This window comes from Pseudomonas oryzae, assembly GCF_900104805.1.
Classification (GTDB): Bacteria; Pseudomonadota; Gammaproteobacteria; order Pseudomonadales; family Pseudomonadaceae; genus Geopseudomonas; species Geopseudomonas oryzae.
The window spans coordinates 4,432,131-4,448,246 of record NZ_LT629751.1; the positions used below are offsets into that span (position 1 = coordinate 4,432,131).

Below are 16,116 nucleotides of genomic sequence, written 5' to 3' on the forward strand. Positions count from 1 at the left end.
AAAGATAAGGAGCAGACATGGACACCATCCGCAGACTCGGCTCATACACGCTAAGCACAGTGGGCGCCTTGCTGTTGCTGGCATTCGCTGTACAGGCTGCCGAGCCCACCGCTGTCACCACTGGGGTGCCGATGGGCGGCATCACTAATGTCGAAGTACCCATCTACAAATCGCGTGTACTGGCCACTCGTAGTGCGGTGCGCAAGGTATCCATCGGCAACCCTGAAATTGCCGATGTGCTGGTCACCAACCCGCGGGAGCTGTATTTGCTGGGGCGTTCGCTGGGTAGCACCAACGTGTTGCTGTGGGACGGCAGCGGCAAGCTGATCGACAGCCTCGACCTGGAAGTGGTTCACGATCTCACCGCGCTAAAGTCCAAGCTGCATGAGCTGATGCCGAACGAGAAGATCTCGGTGTTCAGCGCACAGGGTGCGTTGGTCCTGCGTGGCCAGGTGTCCAGTGCTGCGGCCATGGATACAGCGGTCAAGGTGGCCAAGACCTATACGGCCCAGAGCCAGAGCATTGCCCAGGGTAAGGCTGAGGAGGCATCGGCAGCACCTACCAAGACACTGGACGTGATCAACCTGCTCACCGTCGGCGGCAGCCAGCAGGTGATGCTCGAGGTCAAGGTGGCGGAGATGCAGCGCAGCCTGTTCAAGTCGCTGAATGTGCGCTTCAACGCTCTGGACTTCGGCTCTTCCAGTCGTTGGTCGACGGGGGGGTTCAATAACGGTCAAGGACTCGGTTTCGACGAGGATGGTTTGCTTAACCCGACGACCATGTTCGGCGATGGCAAGGGCATTCTCGGCCAGTTCCTGTCCGACGAATTCCTCTTCAACATGGTTCTGGAAGCTTCCAAGGACAATGGTTCGGCCAAGGTCCTCGCCGAGCCGACCCTGACTACCCTGACCGGACAGCAGGCCGAGTTCATCTCCGGCGGCGAGTTCCCGGTGCCGGTGACCGAGGATGACGGCATCACCATCGAATACAAGGAGTTCGGTGTCGGGGTGAAATTTCTGCCGGTGGTGCTCGATTCAGGGCGAATCAATCTCAACCTGAATGTATCGGTCAGCGAGCTCTCCAACACCAACGCGCTGGCGTTGGATACTGGCATCGACAGCGTCCTGGGTGAGGGAGTGGCCCAGATAATCCCGTCACTGACCAAGCGCAGCGCACAGTCGACGGTCGAGCTTGGTAACGGTCAGACCATCGCCATCGCTGGCCTGATCAATGAAAACACCAAAGACCTCGTCAGCCGTTTCCCTGGGCTGGGTGATCTCCCGGTTCTGGGCCATCTGTTCCGCAGCCAGCAGTTCCAAAGTGGTGAAACCGAGCTCGTAATCCTGGTCACCCCGCATCTGGCCAAGCCGATCGATGCCCGAGCTGTGCGCCTGCCCACCGAGCGCTTCGTCGAGCCTAGCGATCTGGACTTCTATCTGCTCGGAAAGACTAAAGGGAATGCTCCGGGACGCAACGTGCCGGTGAGCCTGGGCGTAAGCGAAGGCAATTTCGGCCACGATCTGGACTGACAGGAGCTCAGACCATGAAAGCACTTATTCCGCTGATGATACTGACTACCTTGGCCGGCTGCATGACGTATGAAGAGGGCCGGGTTGGGGGGCTTGGGGGGACTGTGTATTCCACGATGTACCAGCAGATAGCCGAGAAGGAAGTTGCGGCCAACCCGGGTACTGAAGTTTCTCCGACCGGGAGCGACGGTCCCCTCACCGAGCAGGTAATGGACGGATATCGCGGTGTCACTGGCGATGCGGCTGAGGTCGCCCAACCGATCGAAATCCGCATGAGCAATTGATCTTGAGATAGCGATTTGCGAGGCAATCCATATGAATCCCCTTCAGAAACGAAACCTGCAGCAACAGTGGCCGCACGGACAACGGGGGGGAGTAATGGTGCTCTTGGTCATCGCCCTGCTGGCGATTCTGCTGATGGGGGCGCTCGCGCTGGATGGTGGTCACATGCTGCTGAACAAGACCCGCCTCCAGAATGCCGTGGATGCGGCGGCATTGAGCGGCGCGAAGACGCTGCAGACCGCTTTCGGAAGCGGCAACGCCTCCACTCTGACTAGGGATGCTGCGCTGGATACCCTGGCGCGAAATGCCGCCGCAGAAGGCAACGGTGAACTGGGCACTGCCATTGGCACGACTGCGGCGGCAGTTGCTGGGTCCGCCGTGGTCACCCTGTCCAGCAGCGTCTACGGCCCCTTTTCCTTTCCGGGGCCGGCAGATGCCAAGTATGTGCGGGTATCTGTGCCCAATTATCCGTTGACGGGGTTCCTGTGGGGGGTCGCTCAGGTCTTCGGCGGCGTAGGGGCGAAGGCGGTCGCCGCGATAGCCACTGCGGGGCCGAGCCCATCCGCCAGCCCTTGCAAGATCGAGCCCATAATGGTCTGTGGCGACCCCAACGACGACCCTGCCGAGAACGGCGGAGCCTCCTATTGGGGATATGAGTACGGTGAACTGGAAGTGCTGAAGAGCGCTGCCGGGAATGATCCGGCCATCGGTCCGGGTAACTTCCAGCTCCTGCGCCTCGACGGGGCTTCCGGTGCCAACGATTTGCGTACGGCTCTGGCTGGCGGCATCGAGAAGTGCAATGTGGTGGGAGACGAAGTTGGGACCGAGCCCGGTAACACGGTCGGCCCCGTGGCTCAAGGGTTGAATACTCGTTTCGGCGTCTACAACGGGCCGGGCATGAACCCCGCCGATTACCCTCCCGATTGGGTGCCTACCTTCAGCACTCCGAAGATGACTTACAGCGACAGTACCGGTCAGGTGCTTTATCAGGGTCAGGTGGTGACTTCCACCGGCGGGGATCTAACCGCCGGTGCATCCTCGCTCTATGACATCAACGACTGGAAAAGAGACAGTGCGGCCTGCGCGGTATCTGGCTCCTGCACGGGAGCCTACGAGCGACGAATGCTCAATATCGTGATCGGCAATTGCGATGGCACATCTGGCGGGCAGGTCAATGTTCCCGTGCTGGATTTCGGTTGTTTCTTCATGCTGCAGACTGTTGCCCAGCAGGGAGTCGAGGCCCAGGTGTTTGGCCAGTTCGTCAAGGAATGCGAAGGCGATGGCGTAGCGGGGCCGGTTCCGTCCGATGATGTCGGGCCGGTGATCATTCAGTTGTACAAGACCTATATCGACAATAACCGGACGCCGAGTACCGACTCCTGAGGCATTGTCGAACACGAGCCCGCCGACTCCGACTCGGCGAGGGGAGGTGATTATGCACGGTAGCTCACTGCCGCCAGGGAGGCGCCAGAAGGGCGTGGCAATGGTCGAGTTCACCATCGTCCTGCCGCTCTTGCTGTTCCTGTTGCTGGCTATCGGCGAGTTCGGACGCATGCTTTACCACTACAACAACCTGCTGCAGGCCAACCGAGATGCGGTCCGTTACGTGGCCGGGAAGGCCTGGAACGGCAACCTCGGTCGTGTCGAGATCGATCCGGTGCTGGAGGCGCGGACCAAGAACCTGGCGGTATACGGTACTCCCGTTCCGCAGAGCCGGACCGTGGTGCCTGGGTTGACTACTGCCGACGTGCAGGTCAGCACGGTCGGGACGGAGCATGTCCAGGTGCGCGTCGCCTATGCGTTCCGGCCGGTAGTAGGCAGTGCCTTGCCCGCGTTGTTGGGCAATGCCATTCCGATCAACCTGACCTTGGTGGCCACCACCGTGATGAGGGGGTTGTGATGAGCGCGAAACGCATGCGTGGGGTCTACGTGGTGGAGTTCGCCATCATCGGTCTGCTGCTTTTCGTCTTGTTGTTCGGCGTATTGGACATGGGACGGCTGTACTTCACCGTCAACGGTCTGGACGAGGTGGTGCGTCGTGGTGCGCGGCTGGCAGCCGTCTGTGATATCCGCGACCCGCGCATCCTGCGCCGGGCCATGTTCAACGACATCAACAACTCGGGCGCCAGCTCGTTGATCGGCTACCTGGAAAGTGCCCATCTCAATCTCGTCTATCTGGACGAGAACGGCACCGTGGTGGCCAACCCCAACGATCTGGTCAGCGCCACCGGCTTCCGTGCCATCCGCTATGTGCAGCTGCGTGTGGACAACTTTCCATTCCAGTCGATGATTCCCGGATTCAACAGGGTTTTCACCCTGCCGGCATTCAGGGCGACCATTCCTCGCGAAAGCCTCGGCAGACACGCCGAGGAGGGCGTAGTACCGGAGATCACGCCATGCTGAAATCCAAGGAGTTTCCGTCTATGACGGACAATGCATCGCGTCGCGGGCTGCGGCTCCTGATCAGTAGCCGCGATCCCCAGGCCATCAAGGATCTGCAGGCGATCTGCCAGCATGTTCCGGGGCTGCAGGTTTCCACTCGGCTGGCCACCAACGGGCATTGTGATCCGCTGTATGGTTTGGAGCAGGTACCTGACCTGTTGTTGTTGCGGGTCAGCGGGCAATGGCGCGACGAGTTGGCGGCGCTGTTGCAGCGACCACCTGCCGAGCGGCCTACCCTCCTGCTCTGTGGTGCCCTGGAGCAGTCAGAAGGTTTACGGATGGCGATGCAGGCGGGAGCGCGGGACTTCTTCCCCGACCCGCTCAATCAGCTCGAGTTGAGTGCAGCGTTGCAGCGGATGGTGCTGGAACGCCGCGCGAGCAATGGCGATACCGGCAAGCTGCTGGCAGTGATGAATGCCAAGGGTGGCTCTGGGGCGACCTTGGTGGCCTGCAATCTGGCCCAGCAACTGAGCCAGAATGCCAGCGTGCTGCTGATCGACCTCGATCTGCAGTTCGGCAGTGTGGCCCACTACCTGGATGTGCGTCCGACTCACAGCCATGTCGATGTGCTGCAGCAGGTCGCAGAACTGGACAGCGTGGCGCTGCGGGGATTCTGTACCCATTACAGCCCCAATCTGCATGTCCTGGGCGGGAAGGACGGCGAACTGTGCCTGCCGCAGGATGTGCATGCCGAGCAACTGGAGTCTCTGTTATATCTGGCCCGCAGTACCTACGACTGGGTGGTGGTGGATCTGCCCCGGCAGATCGACCACTTGACCGGGACGGCGCTGGAAAACGCCGACAAGGTAATGGTGGTACTGCAGCAGAGTGTCAGCCACCTCAAGGATGCCGACCGGCTGCTGAGAATACTGCGCGATGACATGGGCATCCAGACCAATCGGCTGCAATTGCTGGTCAACCGCTATGGCAAGAACTCGGCGGTAACCCTCAAGGATATCGAGGAGGCACTGCACTGCTCGGATCTGCTGCAGTTACCCAACGATTTCAATGTGGTCAGCGAAAGCCAGAATGCTGGCGTGCCGCTGGCCATCCATGCGCCGCGTGCTGCCATCACCCTGGCGTTGAGACAGGTCGCCGAGGAGCTGTTGGGCGGCCAGGAAATCAGTCGCGGCGGCCTGCTCAAGCGTGCGGTGAGCCGTCTGTTCGGGGGATCCAGCCATGTTCAATGAGTTGCGCAACCGCCTACGTCAGCCATCCCAGAAGAGTGGGGCTGCCCAGCCCGCAAGCAGTGAGGCGGCCAGCAAGGAGCACTCCCTGCTCAGTTGGGAGGAGCCCGCGCCGGAGTCGGTCTACAACACCCGGACCCAGCTCAACCCGCTGGAGGTGGAGTGGCGTGGCAGGGTCTACGAGCAGTTGCTCAAGGTCATGGACCTGGCACTGCTGGACAGCCTAGACGCGGCCGAGGCGACTCGGCAGATCCGCGATATCTGCCAGCGGCTGCTGGACGAACACAGCGCGCCGGTCAGTACAGCCAGCCGCCAGCTGATCATCAAGCAGATCACCGACGAGGTTCTCGGCCTCGGCCCCTTGGAGCCGCTGCTGGCCGACAGCTCGGTGTCGGACATCCTGGTCAACGGCGCCAAGTCGGTCTATGTCGAGCGCTTCGGCAAGCTGCAGAGGACCGACGTGTGCTTTCGCGACGATACCCACCTGCTCAACATCATCGATCGCATCGTATCCTCGTTAGGGCGGCGCATCGACGAGTCTTCGCCGCTGGTGGATGCGCGTCTCCAGGACGGCTCGCGGGTCAACGCCATCATTCCGCCGCTGGCCATCGACGGGCCGAGCATGTCGATCCGGCGCTTTGCCGTCGATCTGCTCAACACCGAGAGCCTGATCGAGCGCGGCACCCTGACGCCGGCGATCGCCCTGGTGCTCAAGGCCATCGTCCGCGGTCGGCTCAACGTGCTGGTGTCCGGCGGTACCGGTACCGGCAAGACCACCATGCTCAACGTGCTGTCCAGCTTCATTCCGCACAACGAGCGCATCGTCACCATCGAGGACTCGGCCGAACTGCAACTTCAGCAGCCGCACGTGGTGCGTCTGGAGACCCGTCCGCCGAATATCGAAGGGCGTGGCGAAGTGAACCAGCGCGAGCTGGTGCGCAACAGCCTGCGCATGCGCCCGGACCGCATCGTCATCGGCGAGGTGCGCGGCGCCGAGGCGCTGGACATGCTGGCGGCGATGAACACCGGCCACGACGGTTCGCTGACCACCATCCACGCCAACACCCCGCGGGATGCTCTCGGACGTATCGAGAACATGGTGGCGATGACCGGCGCGACCTTCCCGATCAAGGCGCTGCGCCAGCAGATCGCCTCGGCCATCGACGTGGTGGTGCAACTCGAGCGCCAGGAGGACGGCAAGCGCCGGGTGGTGAGCGTGCAGGAGATCAACGGCATGGAGGGCGAGATCATCACCATGACCGAGATCTACACCTTCGAGCGGCGCGGCATCGGCGAGCATGGCGAAGTGCTCGGCGACTACAAGCCCACCGGCATGGTGCCGGCTTTCCGCGATTCGCTGGCCAAGCACGGGATCGACCTGCCGCTAAACCTGTTCAGGCCGGAGTGGATGGAGGGCGTGCAGTCATGAGCCAGATTCCCTCGGAGTTCATCCTGATCTTCCTTGGCATGGTGTTCCTGTCGGTGTTCCTGCTCACCCAGGGCACGGTGGTGCCGGTATTCGGTGAGGCGAGCAAGGTCCGCAAGCGTATCCGTGAGCGGCTGCATACGCTGGAGCGCGCCAGCGACCTGCCGAACATGCAGACGGTGCTGCGGCAGAAGTATCTCAAGCGCCTGTCGCCGCTGGAGGCGGCACTGGAGCAGTTGCCGGGCATGGAGAAGCTCGCCGAGATGGTGGAGCAGGCCGGGCACGAGTTTCGTGCCTATCGGGTTGTGTTGCTCGGGTTCGCATTCGCTTGCGCCGGTGGGTTGCTGGTATGGCTGTTCTTCCCAGTGTGGTGGGCCGCCCTGCTGGTTGCTTTCGTGATGTTCTGGATCCCGATCTACAAGGTTTCCCGCGACCGGGCCAAGCGCTTCGCGGAGTTCGAGGAACAGTTGCCGGATGCGCTGGACTCGATGGTGCGGGCGCTCAAGGCGGGGCATCCGTTCAACGAGACGTTGCGCCTGGTGGGCGAGGAACAGAAGGGCGTGGTGGCTCACGAGTTCGGCCTGACCTTCGCCGATATCAACTACGGCAACGACGTGCGTCGCGCCATGCTCGGCCTGCTCGAGCGTATGCCGAGCATGACGGTGATGATGCTGGTCACTTCGATCCTGTTGCACCGGGAGACCGGTGGCAACCTGACCGAAATCCTCGAGCGTTTGAGTTCGCTGATTCGTGGACGTTTCCGCTTCCAGCGCAAAGTCAAGACGTTGTCGGCTGAGGGGCGGATGTCGGCTTGGATTCTGGTTGCCATTCCATTCGTGTTGACCATCGTCCTGTTCATCACTTCCCCTGAGTATGTGCCAATGCTGATCAAGGAACCGCTCGGTCATAAGCTGATCGGTGCATCCTTCTTCGCCATGCTGCTGGGGATTTTCTGGATCAAAAAAATCATCCGCATCCAGGTCTGAACTTGGATCGACTGGTGGGGAGGAACTGCAAATGGACTATCTACTGAGCCTGCTCAATGGAGCAGTAGGCAATCAGGAGGTGGCGCGGCTGCTGTTCGTCGGAGGGATTGCTTTGAGTGCCGTGCTGGCCGCAGTGACGCTGGCGTTACTTGTGTTCGGCCTGCAGGATCCAGTTCAGCGCAGGTTACGAGTACTGAAAAGTGCCAGCGCGAGCGCGGGACAACATTCTCCCGGTAATCTGCAAATGATGTTGGCCCAGGTCGGGGAGCGCTTTGCCGGCGATACTGACTGGCAGAGCTCTCCGACGCGCACTCTCCTGATGCATGCCGGTTTTCGTCAGTCTTCCGCTGCTCAGGTGTATTGGGCGGCACGATTGTTGCTAGTTCTGTTGTTGACGGGCATCGTGCTTCTTGTCTTGCCCTTCATGAAAGGTGTGTCGTTGTTGCTGGGAGGTTTTCTGGTAGCTCTGGCCGCCGGTTTGGGGTGGCTATTGCCGGCAATCTATGTCGATAAGCGCAAGCAGACACGTATGCGCTCTCTGAGGTCAGCTTTTCCTGATGCACTTGATCTGCTTGTAGTTTGCGTGGAATCAGGCTTGGCGCTACCACAGTCCATCGAGCGAGTTGCACAGGAAATGGCTGTTAGTCACTCCGAACTTGCCGAGGAGCTTGCCTTGGTCAACGCGGAGATCCGCGCCGGTATTTCCAGTACCGAAGCCCTTCGCCATCTGGCTGATCGCACCGGTCTTGAGGACATCAATGGATTGGTCAGCCTGCTGGCACAAAGTATCCGCTTTGGTACCAGTGTGGCTGATACCTTGCGCATATATGCGGAGGAGTTTCGCGACCGCCGTACCCAGGCTGCAGAGGAGCAGGCGGCGAAAATCGGCACGAAACTGGTCTTTCCACTAATCTTCTGCCTGTGGCCGAGTTTTTTTCTGATTGCAATCGGGCCGGCAATTCTCGGCGTTCTCAAGGCCTTCGGGAGATTGTGAGATGCACAGGATCGCGCTTTTGGCAGCAATTGCTGCCGCTCTGGCAGGTTGCCAGAGTATGGGGGAGGGGAGCGTTAAAAGCCGCAATGCGCTGTACGATGGAGGCCGGGCGGTGCTCTATGAAGTCAGGAAAGGCGCGGATAATCCGGAGCAGGCCATGCTCATGGCCGCCAGGGCATACGCGGCCGGCGATACCGATCAGGCGCTCTATCAATATCTGCGTGCCAGCGAACTGGATCCCAAGCGCTATGAGGCGCTGGTCTGGGTTGGCCGCATCCATCGTGAGCGCGGCAACCACAAATTGGCCGAGATCGCCCTGCACAATGTGCTCAAGGAGGAGCCCAACAACCTCGCGGCCTTGAGTGAGCTGGGTACCCTGCAGATCGGCATGCGCCGTTATCCGGAGGCGACCGAGACGCTGGGTAGCGCGCTGCGCATCGATCAGCAGCGTTTCGGCGGAGTGGTTCCGGCGGGAGAGCTGGCCGATCTGAGCGCACTGATGGTGGATGGCAAGTCGCCACTGCGTGTCTACAACGGTCTGGGGGTCCTGGCCGACCTGCGCAATGATTTCGCCCGCGCCCAGGTCTACTACCGCTTGGCGCTGCAGATCAGTCCGCGCTCGGCGGTGGTCGCCAACAGTCAGGCTTATTCCCATTACCTGGCCGGTGACTGGGTGGCCGCGCGCCAGGCCTACCACCAGGCGTTGAGCTTCGATGCCACCTACAAGCCGGCGTGGCGCAACTACGGCATGCTGCTGGCGCGCATGGGCAGCTACGAGGAGGCGCTGTCGGCCTTCGAGCAGGTGGAGTCGCGTGCCGAGGCCAGCAACGATGTGGGCTACATCTGTCTGATCGAGGGCAAGCTGGAGCAGGCCGAGCAGTTCTTCCGCTCGGCCATCGACCTGTCGCCCTCCCACTACGATGTCGCCTGGCAGAATCTCAAGCGGGTCCAGCAGATTCGTCGGGTGCGTGATGGCAATGGCACTGGTGTGGACGAGCCGATGCCGCCTCTGGCTCCGGCTCCCATGCCCCTGGCCGTGCCTGCGGCAACGCCATTGGCCGCCTCGGCTCCGGTGGTATCCACCGTCAGTCTGCCTGCACCTCTGCAGACCGACGCCCCCTGAGCTGCTGTCCAACACAAGCCAGAAGCCGCGTCTCAGGATGCGGCTTCTGGCTTGTGTCTGTCAGTCAACTGACCTGCAGGATTTCCCCGTCGGCGCTTTCACTCGTCTCATCGAGCTGGGAGGGCGGTTGCCGGCGATGAGTGCGGCAGGCGCTCGGGCTCCGGCCGAAGTGCTGGCGGAAGGCGCGGGAAAAATAGGAGGGATCCTTGAAACCCACCGTATAGGCCACGCTGGATACCGGAATGTCGCTGTTGAACAGCAGCTCCTCGGCAGCCTGCATGCGCTTGCGCGTCACGTACTCCTGGAAGCCTATGCCGCAGTACTGCTTGAACAGACGGCTGAAGCGCACGGTGCTCATCGCACAGAGTGCGGCCATATCGCTTTCGTCGATCCGCTCGCGGAAATGGCTGTCGATGTGGGTGATGGCTGCAAGGAGTGGCTGCTGGACATGCTGCTCGCGATTCAGGCGCACGCAGTCTGGCAAGCGCTCGGTGCGACGGGGGCGCTGGCGCTGAGTGCCCGCTGGGCGCGCACGCATCTCGCAGAGGTCGCGCAGGGAGCGCAGGTAGCGGTTGAACTCGGCATGACTGAGGGGAAGCGCCAGGTACTCCCATACGCCGGAGCGGAATGCCCAGACGGCGAGCTCTTCGGAGTGCTGCACGGTAAGCATGGTGATCGGCAACGAGGGTGAGCGCTGCTTGATCTCCATCAGCAGGTTCAGGCCATTGCTGTCGGGACGGTCGAATTGCAGGCACAGCATGTCCGGTGCCGGCTTGTCCGCCTCCGCAGTCAGGTCATCCAGTCCGCAGGCCTGGTCGATGTGGCAATGGGGGAGGAACGCTTGAATGCACTGCGCGGCACTACGTGTGCTGCTCAGGTCGAACCATAACAGACGGGGCTTTCGCGTGGCCTTGGTACTCATTCCTGTGACTACTCGGCGATCTTCTGTTTCTCTTAGTAGTTAAGAACAGGTACGTGCCGGCTGTGAGACAGATTCTTCCTAAAAAATCAGTCTCTTAAAGCGAATTCCTGATGCGCTGGGCCGATCGGCTGAGTTGTGGCGGTGGTGCCGAGATAAACGTGCGGCCCAGTGAGTATCGGACAGGAAAAAGCCGGCGCGAGGCCGGCTCTTTCTTCAGGCTGGGTCCGCGTCTGACGACTCAGACCACACCCTGGGCCAGCATGGCATCGGCGACCTTGACGAAGCCGGCGATGTTGGCGCCCTTGACGTAGTTGATGCGGCCATTCTCCTCGCCGTAGCTGACGCAGGCGTGGTGGATGTTCTGCATGATGCTGTGCAACTTGGCATCCACTTCGCCGTCGGTCCACAGCAGGCGCATGGCGTTCTGGCTCATTTCCAGGCCCGACACGGCCACGCCGCCGGCGTTGGAGGCCTTGCCCGGGGCATAGAGGATGCCGGCCTCGATGAACAGGTCGACCGCTTCCAGGGTGGACGGCATGTTGGCGCCCTCGGCCACGCAGATGCAGCCGTTCTTCAGCAGGGTGCGCGCGTCCTCGGCGTCCAGTTCGTTCTGGGTGGCGCACGGCAGGGCGATGTCGCAGGGCAGGTTCCACGGACGCTGGTCGGCCAGGTACTGCAGGCCGAAGTGGGCAGCCATCTCCTCGATGCGGCCACGACGGACGTTCTTCAGATCCATCAGGTAGTCGAACTGCTCGCAGGTCAGGCCGCCTTCGATGAAGATGGTGCCGGTGGAGTCGGACAGGGAGATCACCTGGCCGCCCAGCTCCATGACCTTCTGCGCGGCGTACTGGGCGACGTTGCCCGAGCCGGAGATGGCCACGCGCTTGCCCTCGAAGCCTTCGTGACGGGTCTTGAGCATTTCCTGGGCGAAGTACACGCAGCCGTAGCCGGTGGCTTCCGGACGGATCAGGCTGCCGCCGTAGCTCATGCCCTTGCCAGTCAGCACCGAGCTGAACTCGTTGGCCAGACGCTTGTACTGGCCGTACATGAAACCGATCTCGCGGGCACCCACGCCGATGTCACCGGCCGGCACGTCGAGGTCGGCGCCGATGTGGCGGTACAGCTCGCTCATGAACGACTGGCAGAAGCGCATCACTTCACCGTCGCTCTTGCCCTTCGGGTCGAAGTCGGAGCCGCCCTTGCCGCCGCCCATGGGCAGGGAGGTCAGCGAGTTCTTGAACACCTGCTCGAAGGCCAAGAACTTCAGCACGCCGAGGTTGACCGACGGGTGGAAGCGCAGGCCGCCCTTGTACGGGCCGATGGCGCTGCTCATCTGCACGCGGTAGCCGCGGTTGACGCGGACGTTGCCCTGATCGTCGACCCACGGTACACGGAACAGGATGGCGCGCTCCGGCTCGACGATGCGCTCGAGGATCCCCGCCTTCAGGTAGCGCGGCTCGCTCTGCAGGAACGGCCACAGGCTGCGTACCACTTCTTCGACCGCCTGGTGAAATTCGGGCTGATCGGGATCGCGGCGCTTGATTTGCGTCAGGAAGGCGTCAAGGGACATGGGATGCCTCGGAGGTTGCGATGAACGGGGCCGGCCAGTGAGATGGCAGGAATCATTGGAACTTTTGGTGGCTCCAAGATAGTGCATCGTGACGCATTTGTGAATCTTTTTGGTGCTTTTTTGTAAGTGTGTGCGAGCGGGACGCTCTGTGTGGCTTTCTAGGCGGGATTTTCGTGATTGTGTTGTGTGCTTTTATGGTGCGCGATTCTGGCTGTGTGAAGTGTTTTGGGGCGTGGTGGGGCGCCGGAGTGCCGGCTGCCCCATCCCGCCAGGCGGTTGCCTGGCTCGCCGGACGCCTCAGTCGATGCCGAGCTTCTTCAGCCGGTAGCGCATGGAGCGGAACGACAGGCCCAGACGCTGGGCGGCGGCGGTGCGATTCCAGCGGGTTTCCTCGAGGGCCTGCATGATCGCCTGGCGCTCGATGTTCTCGAGAAAGTCCTCGAGATCGTCGATCCGCGCCAGATTGCCCGCGCCGCCGTCGCCGCCAGTCGCGGCGGCGGGAGCGTCGCCCAGGCGCAGGTCGCTGGCCTGGATGACGTCGTCCTCGCAGAGGGTGTAGGCCCGCTCGAGCATGTTCTCCAGCTCGCGCACGTTGCCGGGAAAGCGGTAGTTCTTCAGCTTCTCCAGGGCATCCTCAGTGAGTTGCGCCGGCTCCAGGCCGCACTCGGCGGCCAGGCGCTGCAGGGCGCGTTCGGCGAGCAGGCCGATGTCCTCGCGGCGCTCGCGCAGCGGCGGCACCTTGAGTTCGATGACGTTTAGGCGGTAGTAGAGGTCCTGGCGGAAGCGCCCGGCGGCGACCTCGGCGGCCAGATCCTTGTGGGTGGCGCTGAGGATGCGCACGTCCACAGCAACCTCCTGTTGTCCGCCGACCGCGCGTACGGCCTTCTCCTGGATGGCGCGCAGCAGCTTGACCTGCATGGGCAGCGGCAGGTCGGCCACCTCGTCGAGGAACAGGGTGCCGCCGTCGGCGGCCTTGAACAGGCCCGGCTTGTCCTCGACGGCGCCGGTGAAGCTGCCCTTCTTGTGGCCGAAGAACTCGCTTTCCATCAGTTCGGAGGGGATGGCGCCGCAGTTGACCGGCACGAACGGCTGCTCGCTGCGCGGGCCCAGTTCGTGGATCAGGCGCGCCACCAGCTCCTTGCCGCTGCCGGACTCGCCGCTGATGTACACCGGCGCCTGGCTGCGCGACAGCTTGGCGATCTGTTTGCGCAGGACGCGCATCGGCGGCGAGTCGCCGAGCAGGCGGCTGTCCACCGAGCCTTCAGCCTCATCCTGGGCCTGCGGTGCGCGCAGGCGCAGGGCGGTGGCCACCAGCTCGCGCAGGCGGGCGAGGTCCACCGGCTTGCTGAGGAAGTCGAAGGCGCCGGCCTTGAGCGCGTTGATCGCGGTGTCCACGCTGCCGTAGGCGGTGATCATCGCCACCGGGGTCTGCGGGTAGCGCTGCTGGATCAGCTGGACCAGTTCCTGGCCGGTGCCGTCGGGCAGGCGCATGTCGGTCAGGCACAGGTCGAATGGCTCGCGGGCGAGCCACTCGCGCGCCTCCTTGACGTTGCGCGCGCTGCGGGTGTCCAGCTTCATGCGGCCGAGGGTGATTTCCAGCAGCTCGCGGATGTCGGGTTCGTCGTCGACGATCAGGGCTCGTTGCGCCATGGTCAGCTCGCGGTCTTCGGATGGGCAAAGGTGATGCGGAAGCACGCCCCGGCGCCTTCGCGGGGGACGTAGTCGAGGCGGGCGCGGTTGCTCTCGCACAGCTCGCGGGAGATGTACAGGCCAAGGCCCGTGCCCTTGTTCTCGGTGGTGAAGAAGGGCTCGAACAGATTGGCCAGCTGCTCGGCGGGGATGCCGTCGCCGTCGTCGACGATCTCCAGCACCGGCAGCTGGCTCGGGCTGTCGCGGAACAGTTTCAGCCACACCTGGCCCTTGCCATGCTTGCGCGCGCTGTAGCGCAGGCCGTTCTGCACCAGGTTGGTGAGAATCTGGGTCAGTTGCTGGGGATCGATGCGGGTCTGGATGGTACCGGTTTCGCTCTGCACATGAATGATCGGGTCGTCGCGCAGGCTCTGCCGCAACTCGGCGACGAAACGGTGCAGCCAGTAGCGCAGGTCGAGCAGTTGCGGCTCAGCCTGGCGTCGCCGCGACAGCTGCAGGACGTTCTCCACCACCAGGTTCATGCGCCGCGAATGGTCGAGGATGATCTGGGTCAGCCGGCGATCTGCGGCGCACAGGTCTTCGGCCTCCTGCAGCAGCTGCGCGGCATGGCTGATGGCGCCCAGCGGATTGCGGATCTCGTGGGCGATGCCGGCGGTCAGGCGGCCGAGAGAGGCCAGCTTGAGTTGCTGCGCCTGCTGGGCGAGCTGGGAGACATCCTCGAGGAACACCAGGATGTCGCGCTCGCCCTTGCGTCGCAGAGGGACGAAGCTCGGCTGCAGCACCGGGCCTTCGGCGAAGGCCTGCAGGGGCTGCGGGCGCAGGGCGGGATTCTCGAACCATTGCTGCAGGCGCTCGAGCAGTAGCGGGCAGCGCTCGTCGAGCGGCAGGGTCACCAGGTGCTCCTGGCCGAGCAGGGCCAGGCTGCTGGGGTTGGCCATCAGCACGCGATTGCGCGGGTCGAGCACCAGGATGCCGGTGCGCATGCGCTGCAGGATCTGGGCATTGAGCGCCTGCAGGTCGGCGACGTCGGCGGCATGGCGGCGTGCCAGGGTTTCGCTCTGCTGCAGACGCCGGCTGAGGGCCTGGATGATCAGCGCGGCGGCGAAGCACAGGGCGCCCAGGGCGCCGGCCTGCACGTAGTGGCTGGCGGCGGAGGGGCGGCTGACGCTGAGATAGAAGGTCAGGTAGATCAGTGCACTGCTGGCCAGCGCGGCGATCAGCAGGCCGAAGCGCCCGGGCAGCAGGCTGTTGGTGATCGCCACGGAGATGACCAGCAGCGGCGCCACGCCGCTGGACAGGCCGCCGCTGGCGTAGAACATCACGCTGAGCAGGCTGATGTCGAACAGCGCCAGGCCGAAGATCGGCAGCGGCCGGCTGGTCTGCTGCATCAGCACGCCGAGCACCACGTTGATCGCCAGATAGGCCCAGCCGGCGTAGCGGAACAGCTCGGCGTCGACCATGTCGAGCAGTTCGCGGTGCATGTTGCTGCTGATCAGCAGTACCGTGGCCAGGCCGACGCACAGGCGATAGAGGTGGTAGAGGCGCAGGATGCGTTGCCCCTGGGCGAGCCCCGGCGTCCAGAGGTCGGCGTTATTCAGCGGAGCGATCCTGTTCGAGATGGTCACGGCAGCAGTACCAGCGGTTGTCGTGGGCGAGCGCCTCGCCCTGGGGGACGTGCACTCCGCAGCGGGCACAGCGCACCATCGGCTGGGGCTTGGGCGCGGCAGGGGAGCGTGGCGGCTTCGGGCGGGTGAAGCGGCGCCACAGCCACCAGGCGACGGCGAACAGGGCGATCAGGGTCAGTAGGCGAGCCATGGTGCTCTCGAGGGGCGCGAGGAGGCGCCAGTGTAGCCAAGCCGGCCCCGCGCGCCCAGCACCGCCCGCCGCGAGTGTGCGCTGCAGCAGGTGTGGGCTCTGAAGTGGGCGATGGGCGGAGGGCTCCGTCGGGCGTTGCCCGTTTCGAGGGCTGAGCAGGTGCTGTTTCGCCGTCACCTCGAGGGCGCCC

General features: G+C 63.1%; 15 protein-coding genes. 10 read left to right on the plus strand and 5 right to left on the minus strand.

From position 1 onward, the window contains the following. The first annotated feature begins 17 nt into the window (after positions 1-17). From BLT78_RS20230 to BLT78_RS20275, 10 genes are all read left to right on the plus strand, one after another. A complete protein-coding gene (locus BLT78_RS20230; RefSeq protein WP_090351759.1) occupies positions 18-1,529 on the plus strand; it encodes a type II and III secretion system protein family protein in 1,512 nt (503 codons plus the stop codon). A 14-nt stretch (positions 1,530-1,543) separates the two neighbouring features. Next, positions 1,544-1,813 carry a hypothetical protein gene (locus tag BLT78_RS20235; protein WP_090351761.1) on the plus strand — a complete coding sequence of 90 codons (270 nt, stop codon included), beginning with the start codon at positions 1,544-1,546 and terminating at the stop codon, positions 1,811-1,813. Positions 1,814-1,844: 31 nt separating this feature from the next. Beyond that, entirely contained in the window at positions 1,845-3,194 is a 1,350-nt protein-coding gene (locus BLT78_RS20240) for a Tad domain-containing protein (protein WP_090351762.1), read from the plus strand. Between the two features lie 100 nt (positions 3,195-3,294). After that, complete coding sequence (locus BLT78_RS20245; RefSeq protein ID WP_408003089.1) at positions 3,295-3,711, plus strand: TadE/TadG family type IV pilus assembly protein; 417 nt, start codon at positions 3,295-3,297, stop codon at positions 3,709-3,711. After that, positions 3,711-4,214: a TadE/TadG family type IV pilus assembly protein gene (locus BLT78_RS20250; RefSeq protein ID WP_090351766.1), complete on the plus strand. Its 504-nt coding sequence runs from the start codon at positions 3,711-3,713 to the stop codon at positions 4,212-4,214. Before BLT78_RS20245 ends, BLT78_RS20250 begins: the two co-directional genes overlap by 1 nt. Then, positions 4,208-5,443 carry an AAA family ATPase gene (locus tag BLT78_RS20255; RefSeq protein WP_090351767.1) on the plus strand — a complete coding sequence of 412 codons (1,236 nt, stop codon included), beginning with the start codon at positions 4,208-4,210 and terminating at the stop codon, positions 5,441-5,443. Before BLT78_RS20250 ends, BLT78_RS20255 begins: the two co-directional genes overlap by 7 nt. After that, on the plus strand, positions 5,433-6,869 hold the full coding sequence (locus BLT78_RS20260) for a CpaF family protein (protein WP_090351769.1): 1,437 nt from the start codon (positions 5,433-5,435) through the stop codon (positions 6,867-6,869). Before BLT78_RS20255 ends, BLT78_RS20260 begins: the two co-directional genes overlap by 11 nt. After that, positions 6,866-7,852 (plus strand): type II secretion system F family protein, encoded by a 987-nt coding sequence (locus tag BLT78_RS20265; protein WP_090351770.1) that lies wholly within the window; start codon positions 6,866-6,868, stop codon positions 7,850-7,852. The genes BLT78_RS20260 and BLT78_RS20265 overlap by 4 nt, the downstream gene beginning before the upstream one ends. A 31-nt stretch (positions 7,853-7,883) precedes the next feature. Continuing rightward, positions 7,884-8,846: a type II secretion system F family protein gene (locus tag BLT78_RS20270; RefSeq protein WP_090351772.1), complete on the plus strand. Its 963-nt coding sequence runs from the start codon at positions 7,884-7,886 to the stop codon at positions 8,844-8,846. A 1-nt stretch (position 8,847) separates the two neighbouring features. Next, positions 8,848-9,969 carry a tetratricopeptide repeat protein gene (locus tag BLT78_RS20275; RefSeq protein WP_090351773.1) on the plus strand — a complete coding sequence of 374 codons (1,122 nt, stop codon included), beginning with the start codon at positions 8,848-8,850 and terminating at the stop codon, positions 9,967-9,969. 64 nt (positions 9,970-10,033) lie between these two features. Here the strand turns inward: BLT78_RS20275 and BLT78_RS20280 are convergent, their stop codons facing one another. The 5 genes from BLT78_RS20280 to BLT78_RS20300 all read right to left on the minus strand — a co-directional run bounded on the left by BLT78_RS20280 (position 10,034) and on the right by BLT78_RS20300 (position 15,926). Beyond that, the gene (locus BLT78_RS20280) at positions 10,034-10,891 is read right to left on the minus strand and encodes a response regulator transcription factor (RefSeq protein WP_090351775.1); all 858 of its coding nucleotides are present in this window, start codon (positions 10,889-10,891) and stop codon (positions 10,034-10,036) included. Positions 10,892-11,129: 238 nt separating this feature from the next. Next, on the minus strand, positions 11,130-12,461 hold the full coding sequence (gdhA, locus tag BLT78_RS20285) for an NADP-specific glutamate dehydrogenase (RefSeq protein WP_090351776.1): 1,332 nt from the start codon (positions 12,459-12,461) through the stop codon (positions 11,130-11,132). Between the two features lie 297 nt (positions 12,462-12,758). Beyond that, positions 12,759-14,111 (minus strand): sigma-54-dependent transcriptional regulator, encoded by a 1,353-nt coding sequence (locus BLT78_RS20290; protein ID WP_090351778.1) that lies wholly within the window; start codon positions 14,109-14,111, stop codon positions 12,759-12,761. 2 nt (positions 14,112-14,113) lie between these two features. After that, positions 14,114-15,709, minus strand: coding sequence for a sensor histidine kinase (locus tag BLT78_RS20295; protein WP_408003117.1), 1,596 nt, complete (start codon positions 15,707-15,709; stop codon positions 14,114-14,116). Continuing rightward, entirely contained in the window at positions 15,702-15,926 is a 225-nt protein-coding gene (locus tag BLT78_RS20300; protein ID WP_090351779.1) for a PP0621 family protein, read from the minus strand. The genes BLT78_RS20295 and BLT78_RS20300 overlap by 8 nt, the downstream gene beginning before the upstream one ends. Positions 15,927-16,116: the final 190 nt, after the last annotated feature.